Annotated in this window: 12 protein-coding genes; 3 read left to right on the top strand and 9 right to left on the bottom strand. The window is 67.3% G+C overall.

Annotated features, from left to right (window positions below):
* Positions 1–66: 66 nt before the first annotated feature.
* From NF681_01045 to NF681_01030, 4 genes are read right to left on the bottom strand one after another with little or no spacing between them, the layout of a single operon-like run.
* Positions 67–2,259, bottom strand: coding sequence for a cytochrome-c peroxidase (locus NF681_01045; GenBank protein UST52593.1), 2,193 nt, complete (start codon positions 2,257–2,259; stop codon positions 67–69).
* Positions 2,256–3,257 (bottom strand): SCO family protein, encoded by a 1,002-nt coding sequence (locus tag NF681_01040; protein ID UST52592.1) that lies wholly within the window; start codon positions 3,255–3,257, stop codon positions 2,256–2,258. The genes NF681_01045 and NF681_01040 overlap by 4 nt, the downstream gene beginning before the upstream one ends.
* Before the next feature lie 26 nt (positions 3,258–3,283).
* Positions 3,284–3,760 (bottom strand): hypothetical protein, encoded by a 477-nt coding sequence (locus tag NF681_01035; protein UST52591.1) that lies wholly within the window; start codon positions 3,758–3,760, stop codon positions 3,284–3,286.
* A gap of 14 nt (positions 3,761–3,774) precedes the next feature.
* A complete protein-coding gene (locus NF681_01030; GenBank protein UST52590.1) occupies positions 3,775–5,712 on the bottom strand; it encodes a multicopper oxidase domain-containing protein in 1,938 nt (645 codons plus the stop codon).
* A gap of 93 nt (positions 5,713–5,805) precedes the next feature.
* On the opposite strand from NF681_01030, the gene NF681_01025 reads away from it, so the two are divergent.
* Complete coding sequence (locus tag NF681_01025) at positions 5,806–5,964, top strand: hypothetical protein (GenBank protein UST52589.1); 159 nt, start codon at positions 5,806–5,808, stop codon at positions 5,962–5,964.
* 133 nt (positions 5,965–6,097) lie between these two features.
* On the opposite strand, the gene NF681_01020 is transcribed toward NF681_01025, so the two are convergent.
* From NF681_01020 to NF681_01010, 3 genes are read right to left on the bottom strand one after another with little or no spacing between them, the layout of a single operon-like run.
* Positions 6,098–7,180 (bottom strand): hypothetical protein, encoded by a 1,083-nt coding sequence (locus tag NF681_01020; GenBank protein UST52588.1) that lies wholly within the window; start codon positions 7,178–7,180, stop codon positions 6,098–6,100.
* 58 nt (positions 7,181–7,238) lie between these two features.
* Positions 7,239–7,610, bottom strand: a complete 372-nt coding sequence (locus tag NF681_01015) for a hypothetical protein (GenBank protein UST52587.1) — start codon at positions 7,608–7,610, stop codon at positions 7,239–7,241.
* A 60-nt stretch (positions 7,611–7,670) separates the two neighbouring features.
* On the bottom strand, positions 7,671–7,811 hold the full coding sequence (locus NF681_01010; GenBank protein UST52586.1) for a hypothetical protein: 141 nt from the start codon (positions 7,809–7,811) through the stop codon (positions 7,671–7,673).
* 649 nt (positions 7,812–8,460) lie between these two features.
* On the opposite strand from NF681_01010, the gene NF681_01005 reads away from it, so the two are divergent.
* Both NF681_01005 and oxlT read left to right on the top strand, forming a co-directional pair.
* Positions 8,461–8,928, top strand: a complete 468-nt coding sequence (locus NF681_01005) for a nuclear transport factor 2 family protein (protein UST52585.1) — start codon at positions 8,461–8,463, stop codon at positions 8,926–8,928.
* A gap of 435 nt (positions 8,929–9,363) precedes the next feature.
* Positions 9,364–10,659 (top strand): oxalate/formate MFS antiporter, encoded by a 1,296-nt coding sequence (gene oxlT, locus NF681_01000; GenBank protein UST52584.1) that lies wholly within the window; start codon positions 9,364–9,366, stop codon positions 10,657–10,659.
* Between the two features lie 129 nt (positions 10,660–10,788).
* On the opposite strand, the gene NF681_00995 is transcribed toward oxlT, so the two are convergent.
* Positions 10,789–11,679, bottom strand: coding sequence for an ABC transporter permease (locus NF681_00995; protein ID UST52583.1), 891 nt, complete (start codon positions 11,677–11,679; stop codon positions 10,789–10,791).
* A gap of 2 nt (positions 11,680–11,681) precedes the next feature.
* The gene (locus NF681_00990; GenBank protein UST52582.1) at positions 11,682–12,623 is read right to left on the bottom strand and encodes an ABC transporter permease; all 942 of its coding nucleotides are present in this window, start codon (positions 12,621–12,623) and stop codon (positions 11,682–11,684) included.
* Positions 12,624–12,630 lie beyond the last annotated feature (7 nt).

Here is a 12,630-nt window from a genome sequence, read left to right as displayed (position 1 = left end):
CCTCGGCCGCCGGACGGCCTGCCCGGTGCGACCGCGAACCGCCCCGGGTCCCGCGTGGCCTGCCGATCACTTCAGCTGCAGGTGGAACGGCTGCAGCGCACCTTCCCTGGCGGTTCGGCCCTTCGCGCCGACCGCCGGCACCCGCAGCACGACGTCCGGGGCTTCCCTCGCGCCCTTGGGATCGGTCGACTGCGGCGCCGCGGCGCGCGCGCCATCGCCGAGATGATGGCCGTTGGGCAGCATCAGCGCCGGATGGTCGAACGGCGCCTGCTCCCAGGCGACCCGTGGGTCCGTGAGCGGCGTCTTCAGGAAAGCGGCGAGATCGGCCACTTCCGCCGGCGTGAGGCCGAGTGGCCGGATGTCGGGGTCGAGGTTGGCGCCGTTCGGGCCGAAGCCGCTGGTGTTGTCGGCATTCGATCCGCGACGATCGCCACCGCGGTTGTAGAACTCCAGCACCTGCTCGAGCGTGGCCCGGCTGCCGTTGTGGAAATAGGGCCCTGTCAGTTCGACGTTGCGCAGCCCAGGGGTCTTGAAGGCGCCGTCGACGGCGTCGCGGAAATCGGGCGGCGCAAGTCGCCGCGCGTCGCAGGGCTCGGCGCCCCCCAATCCCGACTCGAACGCGCAGACGTCGACGGTGAACGGATCGGGCACGCTGCCGCCCCCCACCACCGTGCGGTACTGGCGCGTGAAGGACAGCGGGTTGTTCCAGGGATCCACGCCACCGACGCCCAGGTCCTCGCTCGTGGGCCGCACGCCGATGTTGTAGAAGCCGTTGTCGTAGATCGCGGGCTGGCCGTCGCCCATGGCCATGCGTTCGACACGCTTTGTGGGCGCCAGGCGCAGCCGGGAGGCCGCGTTGGTGAGCTCGGGGCCGCCGTGACAGTTGATGCACTGCGCCTTGCCGGTGAAAAGGTTCAGGCCACGGACCTCGGAGGCGCTGAGCGCCCGGGAATCGCCCTGGAGGTAGGCGTCCAGGGGCGTCCGATCGGACAGCAGCGTGGCTTCGTAGAGCTGGATCGCCAGACCGAAGAAGAGCGGGAAGTTCGCCTCGATCTGGCTGTAGGGCGCGTCGCCCAGCAGGACCGGCTGCACACCGTTCCAGAGCCGGGGCTGGAACGCGGCCTGGACGAGTTGGCGGTACTTGGGCTTGAGCCCTCCCTCGAACGACGCGAGCACCGAATCGGTCGGATCGATGGCCTGGCGGTTCAACGCCGGCAGGTCGAGCACCCGTCGCGCGATGTTCGGGAACGACCGGCCCCCGCAGGACATCTCGACATCGCTGCCCGGTGGGCCCACCGCCTGGGACGCGGCGCTCGCATCCTTGAGCGCCAGGCGCGCCTTCACCACCCGGCCCTCGGCCGACGTCACCCAGATGCCCGCGTCGGGATCGCGTAGACCGAAGGGCGAGAAGCCGTTGAAGACCTGGTTGGCGCGACCGTCCCAGAAGTTGCGCACGTTCAACACGGCATTGATGACGGTGGGCGAATTGCGGCCCGTCGTCCGACGGGTGTTGAAGGCGCCGACGTGGAACAACCCGTCGGGCCGCAGCGTGCAGTCGTCGAAGCGCGACTGCCCGGGCCGCACGAAGTTGGCGTCGAAGACGCCCTGGGAGCCGACGACGTCGTCGGTGGTGTAGAGGATGGCCGAGTTGCGCTCGAGCGGATCGGCGAGGACGTGCAGGGGAAAGTCGGCCGCCGCCATCGTGTAGTTGGGACCCCCCTGGCCGCCCGACTTCATGCCATGCGAGGGCACGTCACCGGGCACCGCACGGGCGGTCCAGGGCTTGTTGAACAGCGCGCCGAGGGCCGGATCGACATTGGCCAGGCCGGGATTGAGCTGATTGGCGATGCGGTTGTCGGCACCGGCCTTGAAGTGGCAGCTCGCACAGGCGGTATTGCCGTCGCTGCCGACGTTCATGTCCCAGAAGAGCGCCTTGCCCAGGCGGATCGCGGCGCCGCGGTCGCTGACGTAGTCGGCCAGCACGACGGGACGCCACAGGCCCTCGGCCGTGCCCTCCGAGCCCGACGGGTCCGGTGGCGCGACGTCGCGCAACGTCTGCAGCGCGGACGTGGCGGCCGGCGTCGCCGTCGGGGCGGCGAGGACCCGGCTTCGCCCGAGGTCGGGGGTCTCTCGCGCGGCGACCGTCGCGTCGCTGTCGCCCTGGCCCCCGCAGGCCGTGACCAGGCTCGTCATGGCCAGGAGCATCAACGCCCCCGCACCCCGCACGTGGAAGTCCGCATCGCGTCCGAACAGGGTCATTGCCTCGCTCCTGGTGGAGGTGCCGGGCCGGGCACCATGGCCGGACCCGACGCGCCGGCCTTCGCCTGGCGATCGCGGGCCTCGGCCGTGCGGGTGTCGATGTGCGCCAGGATGTCGCCTACCTCTTCCCGCGAAAGACCCAGGTTGGGCATGCGCACGCCCTTGTATCGCTTGAGCAGCTCGTTGGCCAGCGGGTCCCCGGCGGCGAGCACCTCGTCGGGGACCAGCACGAACTTCTCGAGCCACCCGCGCTGCCGGCGCTCGGTGACGCCCAGCAGGTCCGGGCCGATCCTGTCGCCGCCGCCGATGCTGTGGCAGGCCATGCAGCCGTTCTGGAACAGGAACTGGCCGTTGGTCACCTGCAGAGGCGTCGCCTCCGCGTACTTGCGGCTCTGCAGCCGATCGGGCCAGCCGAGGAAGGTCTGGATGCTCCCGGCGACGAAGCGCGGGTTGTCGGTGCTCGAGTTCTTCATCCATTGCCCGCTCGGTTCGTGACCGACCATCAGCGTGGTGCTGTGGTTGTCGCGCGGCGCGGTCGCCTCGAGCGTGCCCAGGCCGAGCTTGCGCGTGGCGAGCTGCACGTCCTTCTCGCTGCCGGTCAAGAACAGCCAGCCCGGCCCGATGTCGAAGCGATCGGCGTACGCCTTCATCGCCTGCGGGGTGTCGTTGAACGGGTCGACGCTGATCGAGTAGAAGAAGATGTCCCGGCCGACCCGATCACCCAGGAGCCGCTGCAGTTCCAGCATCTTCGCCGTGCCCAGCGGGCACACGTCGCCGCAACCGGCGAAGAAGGTGTTGATCGCCACCGCCTTGCCCTTGATCAGGTCGTCGTAGAGACGCACCTTGGTACCGTGCTGGGTCGTGAGCACGACGTTCGGGAAATGTCTGGCGCCCCAGAGCCCGCGCTCGAAAGCGCCCTCGAAGTACAGCAGCGCCAACGCGACGAGCCCCATGCCCGCGATGCTCAGGACGGCCTTCCTGTCGAGGAACCGGGGCATTCGCATGATCCGAACTCGGCGGGTCTTCAGCGCGGCGTCAGGACGACGTTGAGCGAGGTGACTTCGCCGGTGTCGCGGTCGACGTTCATCATGAAGCGCGCCGTGCCGACCCGCACCTTGCTGATCGGCGCGTTCTCGTCGGTCGCCATGGGAAAGGTGAACTCGACGTTCTGATGGATCGCGAACGGCCGGATGACATGCTCCTGGCTCGTCAGCACGTACCTGATGCCGCTCTTGGCGCCCGTGCCGGTGACGCCGGTCAGGTCGAACTGCATCAGCAGCGACGGCTTGCCGAAGTCGGGGTCGGGAACCATGCGGCTGTTGACCACGGCCGAACCCGCGAACTGCACGTGCTCGACATCGGCGTCCGGACCGTTCGTCTTCACCGCCACCTGCTTGACCTGCAGGCGGTTCTGCGCCTGAACGGACGGCCACGCGAGGGGCAGCAGCGCCGTCAGGCAGACGGCGGCGGCGGTGCGCCGCACTTCAAGGGGATTGATCATGGAAGGGGCTCTCGTCAGGACAGGACCTGGGCCGCAGGCGTGAAGGTCACGCCCTGGGGACGCGGCATCGGGGTGGGCAGCGGCTGCAGGAACGGCGCGCCGGCGTTGCTGATGTCCCAGCGCATGAGCATCGCGTGGTCTTCGTGCGTCGTGGTGTGGCAGTGCTCCATGAACATGCCGCCCCAGTCGCGGAACTGCATCGAGATCTTGACCTCGCCGCCGGGACGCAGCCGGTAGACGTCCTTGCGGCCGCGTTCCCACTTGGGCACGTTGGAGAGGCTGCCGTCGCGCGACAGGATCTGGCCTTCCTCGAAGTGGATGTGCACCGGGTGGTCCCAGCCGCCGCCGGTCTTCAGGGTCCAGACCTCGCGGGTGTTGAACTTCGGCTGCGAGGTGATGCGGCTGAACGCCGCCGAAAGCATGGCGCCGCCGTCGGTGCGGATGCCCCACGGCCCTTGCGAGGCGGTCGGCGGGTTGGACGTCTCGGGCAGCGTCTGGTTGGCGCTGCGGCCGAACTCGAAGACCCGCTCGCGCGCGACCGGCGCGGTCAGCAACGGGTTGGGGATCAGATTGAGCGGGACCTGGCTCAGGTCGGGCTTGGCGGGATTGCGGACGATGCGGAACTCGAGGAAGGCGCCGACCCCCGGGTCGTCCGAGTTGCCCGACATCGCCTCGCTCAGCGACAGCACCTTGCTCACGAGCTTGCCGTTGTCGTGCTCGGCCAGGTTGACCATGCGCACCTTGCTGCCCACGCTCCACTGGGTGAAGTCGATCACGATGTCGCAGCGCTCGGCCACCCCGCACAGGTCCATCGACGTCATCAGGAGGCGTTCCGGCAGCAGGTTGCCGTCGTTCGCGATCATGTAGAACGGCTTGGCATCGCTCAGCGCCAGCTTGTACATGCGGGCGACCCCGCCATTCAGGATGCGGAAGCGGTACTTGCGACGTTCGACCTCGAAGTACGGCTTGTAGGCGAAGTTCACGGTGATGACGTCGCCCAGGAAACCCTCGGTGTCGAAGATGTCGAAACGCATCTGGCCGCTGGCGTTGAACGACTTGTCCGCGAGCATCAGATTGACGTCGTACTCGAGGTTGCCCCAGTCCTTCGCGGTTCCGCTGGGCAGGCGCAGGTTGACCCCGTCGTTGATCTCCTCGTTGCCACGGTCGATGGCGCTGTAGATGTTGTGCAGCGCGCAATTCCCCTTGTAGACGTTCTGTGCCGTGAACTCGAACATGTGGTCGTGGAACCAGTGCGAGCTCATCGTCTCCCGCCAGTCGCCGGGGATCTTGGTGATGCCGCCGCTGCCGTTGGGCGTGCCGGCGCGAAGGTCGGTGGCCGCGGTGTTGATCGTCGTGAAGCCGGCGAGCACCAGCGGCCAGTGGTAGTCGTAGAACTGGCCCGGGAAGAAGAAGGCGCCCGTGAAGCCGTCGTTCTCGGCGCCGTGGTGTCCGTTGTGCTCGTGCGTGCTGATCGTGTGGCGACCGAACCCGTTGTTCTGCTTCGGGTCGAACGGCAGCTTGTTGTGATGCCGGAAGAGGACCGGTTCGCCATAGCGGCTGAGCAGGAGCTTGGGCGGCACCGTTCCGTTGAAGGTCCAGAGCGTGTTGGGATCCTGGATCGGCAGGTTCCGGTGGAACCGCAGCGGGATCGACGTGGCCGGATCGATGCCGGAGTTCAGGCTCGAGGCCACCCCGGGGTTGTAGGCCGTGTTCGTCCGGGCGCCTTCCTGGGTCGCGACGACGCCGACCTGCGGAAGGAATTCGTTCCAGCGCTGATGCGCCCAGATCGTCCCTGGAGGACGGCCCTCGATGGGGCCCATGTTGCCGCCGGGATAGGCCGCGACCAGGGCGGGATCGAGGGACTGCAGGGTCTCGTTGGCCTGTGCCATGGGCGCCGGGCTGAAGGCGCTCATGGGATCGGGCGTGCGCGCGAGCAGGTCGGCGCGCGGCATGGCCTGGGTGAAGGGCGTGGCACCGAACAGGGGGCTCCGGGGGGTCCCGGTGAAATCCGACGCGTACGCACTGCGCACGAACGGGCTCAACCCGTGCTTGAGCGCCAGCCCACCCGCCGCGGTGAACAGACCCCACTTGAAAAGGTCACGGCGGACGACCTGTCCATGGGAGAGCGCCTCGACGATTTCGTGTCGATTGCGACGCGCGTTCTCGGCTTCCTGAAGGCGTCGTTTCGACGGCCGGTCCGGTAAAAACATGGATGTCCTTGGCTGCTGGGCTGGGGAATGTGGGGCGACCCTCGGGTCGCCGGTGCTCACGCGCGAACGTGTCTGGATCAGCCTCGACGTCGACGTCGACGTCGACGTCGACGTCGGCAGGCTTCTTTCAACGGAAGCCGAGCCTGTTCAACGTGAACGCATCCGAGAAATTCAGCGGCTCCGCGGGCGTGACCGCCGGGGCCACACGGACCTTCGTCGGAATCGTCCCGGGCACCGGTGTCGCGCTTGCCGCGAACCGGTCGTTGCGATAGCGGTAGGTGCCGCTGCCAGGCGTCGCGGGGTCTTCGGCGCACGTGGTGGCGACGGCGGTCGCGGACGTGCCGCCGGTGGCATTGACCCAGGCATTGCCACGGTCCACCTGCACGACCAGTTGCAGCGGGCGCGCCGTGGTGGGCAGGAACGTGCAGCCTCCACGCACTTCGAGTTTGACCGTCGTGGCACTGGAAAACGTGACGTCGCCGCGCTGCACGGAAGCGGTGGGGAAATCCTTCGGCTCCGCGAGCGTTCCGCCGGTGGTCTCGACCGCGAAGGCATAGAAGATCTTTCCATCGTCGCCGAGATAGCCTTCGGCGGACGACTCGTCGTTCTTCGGCACGGTGTCCAATCGGATCTTCATGTTGGCTGCGTTCACCGGTGGCGTGGCAATGATTCGACCCTCCGGTTCCTCGACGTAGCCCGCTGGCAACGGCGTCCCATCGCTCGGCTTGCTGGCCAGCAGGACCACCGGAACGCCCATGATCGCGAACGGCTGTCCCGACTCGTTCGTCGTCGGACCCACCAGGACATTCTCCGCCGGTTCGACGAACAATTTGCTCGCGCGCCGTCCGGCCGGGCTTCCGTCGTCATCACCTTCGATGATGCAGGTGCCGCCGATGAACGCCGAATCCTTCGAGTACTGGCGCAGGGGTGCGGCCGGAGCAACGGACGCACGTCCCGGCCACGGCGTGCCGGAGATCAATTGGGCGGTCGTGATCGATCCGGTCGGGGTGGAATACTCCGTCGCAGCCGTCAGATAGATCAGCGTGCCGTTGCACAGCACGGTGTTGACGGGTGGCAGCAGGGCCAATGAGGACGGCTCCACATTGACCTGCGCCAATTTGCCCTCGACCGCGAACGGAACGGCATGTGCACACGCCGCGAGTCCGGCCCATGCGCCGGCGAACAGGACCCATTGGGTGGTGGATTTCATCGTGGTCTTCCTCATTGCTCAGTGGGTAATGGAATCGAAAGGTCGAGGACTCGGCCCGCTACATCGCCTTGCTGGCTTCGCATGCGTCCTGCCGGCGACTGATCCGCGATGGCGCGCCCGGGATTCCGGGCTTCGACGTGGTCGACTGATCGCACTTGATCGCCGCGAGCTTTCGCAAGGCCGGGTTGACGCTCGACGCCAGGGGATCGATGAGTGCGGGCGCCATGGGCCCTGCCGACGCGTCGTCGGCGGCGGTGCCCTTCGCCGCGGCATCCGTCGTGGCAGCATTCGCGTTCGAGCCACGGGCCGCGTCGGCGAAGCTGCCGTCCGAACCGCCGCAGCCCGCGGCCATGCAGACCAGCAACCAGGCACCCGTGACACGCCAGGCGCATGCCGCGCGTCGACTGGGAAAAGAACGGTTCCGATGCATCCGGGTGGTCCTGCTTAATTGGAATTACCGACTGAAATCCTTGAAGGACGATTCCGTCGTTCAAGCGATATGACGCTTCAAGGCACCGTGCGCACCGGATCGAAGAAAAGCTTTCGGCCCCACAAAACCGTCATTGGCATTCGACGATGCCCTCGCATCGCGAGCAATCGCCTGGACCTTCGTTTCGGTGAGTGGTGTCATGGTTTTCCTCGTTCGATCCAAAGCAAATTTTTTATCGAAAGGTTTTGCGGGACGCAGGAGCCCCGGCCCTCGACGTCAGAGGACTCTCGTTTTTCTGTAAGGCTTTACGCTAATTTGCTGTCGTAAGTGTACGTAAGTACTAGTTTGCTATACCGCAAAGTAACTTTTTGACTTACTTATTACTTAAATAGCATGGACGAACTGCTGAGTTGATCAATTTGGTGCATCACGGCGGTCGTGCACTCATCCGTTCCCCGAATTGGATCGAGAGTGGCGTACTTGACTTTTTTGCACGGGCCTTTTAGGTGCAATTGCATCGTCCAGGAGACATCTCCAACTTAATTGGACACGCCGTCAATGAATGTCAATTCATCAGGCTTCGCGCGTCGCGAACGTCAAGGCCGAGCCAACGTCGAGCAATGCGGAAGCAGCGACGTGATCACGGGACCCGCCGACGGGCGACTCGAACCGACCCGATGCGGCATTGCGACGAAATCCGACGTCTTTCCGTCGGAATCGAAACGCGGGCATCGCCCGCGACATCGTGTTGTCATCGTCGATCGATGCCGCGAGACGCACTGCGGCACTCGGCGTCCATCGCGTCCACGAGGTAAGTTCCGCAGTCCATCAGGCAACTCGGCAACCGACCATGCAATCCAGACCGCCCCTCCCCCCCTTCACCGAGTCATCGGCGACGCAGAAAGTGCGAATGGCAGAAGACGCCTGGAACTCCAGGGATCCCGACCGCGTCGTCCAGATCTACACCGAGGACACCCGGTGGCGCAATCGCGCCGAATTCCCAACCGGGAAAAAAGAAGTCCACGCGTTCCTCACTCGAAAGTGGCGAGCGGAACTCGACTACCGCCTCATCAAGGAACTGTGGGCATTCACCGGCCACCGGATCGCGGTGCGCTTCGCCTACGAATGGCACGACACGGCGGGCCGGTGGTTCCGCAGCCACGGCAACGAGAACTGGGAATTCAACGACCAGGGCATGATGGAACGCAGGTTCGCCAGCATCAACGACCTCGCCATCGATGAAGCGGAGAGGAAATTCCGCTGGCCGCTGGGCCCCCGCCCGGACGACCACGCCGGCCTCTCCGACCTGTTCCTGTAGCCGGGCGCGCATCCGGTTTTCGACGCCATTGCAGGAGAAGCGGTCGCAGCGCTGCGCCGAATGCCGGCTGCATTGCGGGAGCGCCCGGCGCACGCGCGCCACACACCGGGCGTGATCCACCGACGCCCGATGGCGCGTCGCTGGCGCCGACGGCGCAGGCGACGGCACGCCCGCATGGTCCGATCGGCACGGTTCGTGCGTGAAGCCTGGCCTTCACGAAGGCATGCCCCGTTCCGATCCCTGAATGAACCCCGCTTCCGTCCGAGGGCACCACGACGTCGCCCACGCCGCCGACCGCACCCCGCACCTGGAGCGCGCCCCACCCCGGACCGTGGCGCGCGAGCGTGCGCAAGAAGGTGCGCGGGGCCTGCCACGGTCTATCGACGACCGCGTCGCCGGCGGGTCGACCCCTTTTTCAACGTCCCTGGGAATTCCATGAAAACCATCGCCTCTCCCGCGACCGTGCTCGCGAGCGAACCGACGTCCGTGCTTCACAACCGCTGGTTCCAGTTGCTGGTCGGCCTGGTCTGCATGATGGCGATCTCCAGTCCGCAATACGTCTGGACGCTCTTCACCAAACCGCTGTCGGCCAAGCTGGGCGTGCCGCTGTCCCAGTTGCAGATCACGTTCTCCGTGCTGATCGTGCTGCAGACCTTCTTCTCGCCCTTCCAGGGCGGCCTGATCGAGCGTTTCGGCGCGCGACGGCTGATCGGTCTGGGCACCCTGATGGCCGGCCTGAGCTGGGTGCTGGCCTCGCAGGCCACCACCATCGGCATGCTCTACCTGAGCTACGGCCTGGTCGGTGGACTGGGCACCGGCATCGTCTACGTGGGCGTGGTGGGCCAGATGGTGCGGTGGTTTCCCGACCGTCGCGGCTTCGCCGTCGGCATGGTCGCCGCGGGCTACGGCATGGGTGCGATCCTGACCACGTTCCCGATCGCGAGCGCGCTGGCGAACCAGGGCCTGGAGAGCACGCTCTGGCGCTTCGGCATCGTCTTCGCCGTGATCGGCCTCGTCGCCGCGCAGCTGCTGCGCTCCCCCGACCCGGTCCAGGTCCGTTCGGCCAGGCCGGGCGGCCAGACCACCACCGGCGTCGACCTGTCGCCCCGCCAGATGCTGCGCAAGCCGCTGTTCTGGCTGATGTTCTGCATGATGACCATGATGTCGACCTCGGGGCTCATGGTGACGTCGCAGATGGCCACCTTCGCGCGCGACTTCGGCGTGGCCGACGTCCTGGTCTTCGGCATGGTCGCCCTGCCCCTGGCACTGACCATCGACCGGCTGACCAATGGCCTGACACGTCCGTTCTTCGGCTGGATCTCCGACCGCTTCGGCCGCGAGAACACCATGTTCTTCGCCTTCGCGCTCGAAGGCGTCGCCATGGCGCTGTGGCTGCTGACCCGCGAGAACGCGGTGCTGTTCGTGCTGCTGTCGGGCGTGGTGTTCTTCGGCTGGGGCGAGATCTTCTCGCTCTTTCCTTCGACCCTCACCGACACCTTCGGCACGCGGCACGCCACGTCCAACTACGGCTTGCTCTACATGTCGCAAGGCATCGGCTCCATCCTGGGCGGACCGCTGGCCGCACTGATGCACGAGAGGACCGGCAGCTGGTTCCCGGTGTTCGGCACCGCCATCACGCTCGACGTCCTGGCGGCGCTGCTGGCGATCCTGGTGCTCAAGCCCTGGCGCAGGCGCTATCTGGCGGAGACGGCGCTCGCGCCCCGCCGTTGAAGCCGGATCACCGAGACGTCGGTCGGCGAGGCCGGGACGCGATCGGGTAGCTGCCGCCCTCTGGGGGGTGTCCAGGATGTCCGGCCCGCTCTGCTCGAGCCGGCGGTCGCGCGCGGCGAGCCGCGCGGGTCAACGCTGGCGCGGGTCCAGCGCGTCGCGCAGGCCGTCGCCCAGCAGGTTGAACGACAGCACCAGCAGGAAGATCGACAGGCCGGGCCAGATGGCCATCCACGGCGCGTTGTCGACGAAGTTCTTGGCGGTGTTGAGCATGCTGCCCCAGCTCGGCGCCGGTGGCTGCTGGCCGAGGCCGAGGAAGGACAGGCTGGCCTCGGCGATGACGGCGGAGGCGATCGCCAACGTGGCCTGCACCATCACCGGCGCCGTGATGTTGGGCAGCACGTGGCGCAGCGCGATGCGCAGCGGCGAGTTGCCCACGGCGCGCGCCGCCTCGATGTAGTCCTCGACTTTCACGTTGAGCACCTGCGCGCGCGTGAGCCGCACGAAGATCGGCGTGGCCGAGACCCCGATCGCGATCATCGCGTTGCTCAGGCTCGGGCCCAGGAAGGCCGCGAGCGCGATCGCCAGGATGAGGAACGGGCAGGCCAGGAAGGCGTCGGTGACGCGCGAGATGAAGCCGTCGGCGAGGCCGCCGAGGAAGCCCGCGGCCAGGCCGATCGGCACGCCCAGCAGCAGCGAGATCGACACCGACACCACGCCCGCGAGCAGCGACGCGCGCGTGCCCCAGATCACGCGCGAGAGCACGTCGCGGCCGATGTCGTCGGTGCCGAACCAGTGCTCGGCACTGGGCGCCTGGCGGATCGCGCCCCAGCTGGTGGCGATCGGGTCCTGCGGCGCGATCCAGGGCGCGAACACGGCCAGCGCGACGAAGGCCAGCACCACGGCCAGCCCCAGCATGGCCGCGCGGCGGCGGCGCAGCCGCCGCCAGGCCCGGCGCCACGGTCCGGCGGGCCGCGTCGCGGCGGCCACCGGTGGCGAGGTGGAAGGAAGCACGGCAGCCATGTTCAGCCTCTGAGTCGGGGATTGACGAGAAAGTAGGCGAGATCGGCCAGCAGGTTCAGCACGATGTAGGCGCTGGCGGTGACCAGCACCACGCCCTGCACGACCGAATAGTCGCGGTTGAAGACCGAGTCGACGATCAGCTTGCCGAAGCCGGGAATGGTGAAGACCTGCTCGGTCAGGACCGCCCCCGACAGGAGCGTGCCGAGTTCCAGCGCGCCCAGCGTGATGATGGGCGTGAGGGCGTTGCGCAGCGCGTGCTTGACGACCACGGTGCGCTCGCTCAGGCCCTTGGCGCGCGCGGTGCGCACGTAGTCCGCCGACAGCACCTGCAGCATGGCGCTGCGGGTGTGGCGCATGAGCACCGCCGCGATGGCGTTGCCCAGCACGAAGGCCGGCATGATCATCGCGGCCAGGTTGGCGCCCAGGTCCTCGAACGGGCTCACGTAGCCCGACGCCGGCAGCCAGCCGAGCTGCACCGAGAACAGCAGGATCATCAGGATGCCGAGCCAGAAATTGGGCGTCGACAGGCCCCACAGCGCGAAGAGGTTGGCCGCGTAGTCCCACGCCGTGCCACGCCCGACCGCCGAGACGATGCCCGCCGGGATGCCGATCAGCAGCGCGATCGCGAAGGCCAGCAGCGCCAGCTCCAGCGTCACGGGCAGCTTCTGCAGCACCAGGTCGAGCACCGGCTGCTGCGTGCGGACCGATTCGCCCAGGTCGCCGCGCACCACGCCGCCAACCCAGTAGGCATAGCGCACCGGCAACGGCTCGTCCAGGTGCAGCTTGGTGCGCAGGTAGGCCACCACGGCCGGGTCCTGGTCCTCCCCGGCCAGGATCTTCGCGGGATCGCCGGGCAGCAGCTGCTGCAGTCCGAAGATCAGCATCGACACCAGGATCAGGGTCGGGATCAGCGTGGCGATGCGCTTGACGAGGTACTCGAACATCGGGGCA

Source organism: Comamonadaceae bacterium OTU4NAUVB1 (genome assembly GCA_024372625.1).
In the GTDB taxonomy this organism is placed as follows: domain Bacteria; phylum Pseudomonadota; class Gammaproteobacteria; order Burkholderiales; family Burkholderiaceae_C; genus Variovorax.
This window is presented reverse-complemented; position numbering and strand designations above follow the sequence as displayed.

What these genes read in the sequence shown, in the direction of transcription:
- NF681_01045 (UST52593.1), bottom strand. Translation starts at nt 2,259, where the DNA reads ATGACCCTGTTCGGACGCGATGCGGACTTCCACGTGCGGGGTGCGGGG.
- NF681_01040 (UST52592.1), bottom strand. Translation starts at nt 3,257, where the DNA reads ATGCCCCGGTTCCTCGACAGGAAGGCCGTCCTGAGCATCGCGGGCATG.
- NF681_01035 (UST52591.1), bottom strand. Translation starts at nt 3,760, where the DNA reads ATGATCAATCCCCTTGAAGTGCGGCGCACCGCCGCCGCCGTCTGCCTG.
- NF681_01030 (UST52590.1), bottom strand. Translation starts at nt 5,712, where the DNA reads ATGCCGCGCGCCGACCTGCTCGCGCGCACGCCCGATCCCATGAGCGCC.
- NF681_01020 (UST52588.1), bottom strand. Translation starts at nt 7,180, where the DNA reads ATGAAATCCACCACCCAATGGGTCCTGTTCGCCGGCGCATGGGCCGGA.
- NF681_01015 (UST52587.1), bottom strand. Translation starts at nt 7,610, where the DNA reads ATGCATCGGAACCGTTCTTTTCCCAGTCGACGCGCGGCATGCGCCTGG.
- NF681_01010 (UST52586.1), bottom strand. Translation starts at nt 7,811, where the DNA reads ATGACACCACTCACCGAAACGAAGGTCCAGGCGATTGCTCGCGATGCG.
- NF681_01005 (UST52585.1), top strand. Translation starts at nt 8,461, where the DNA reads ATGCAATCCAGACCGCCCCTCCCCCCCTTCACCGAGTCATCGGCGACG.
- oxlT (UST52584.1), top strand. Translation starts at nt 9,364, where the DNA reads ATGAAAACCATCGCCTCTCCCGCGACCGTGCTCGCGAGCGAACCGACG.
- NF681_00995 (UST52583.1), bottom strand. Translation starts at nt 11,679, where the DNA reads ATGGCTGCCGTGCTTCCTTCCACCTCGCCACCGGTGGCCGCCGCGACG.
- NF681_00990 (UST52582.1), bottom strand. Translation starts at nt 12,623, where the DNA reads ATGTTCGAGTACCTCGTCAAGCGCATCGCCACGCTGATCCCGACCCTG.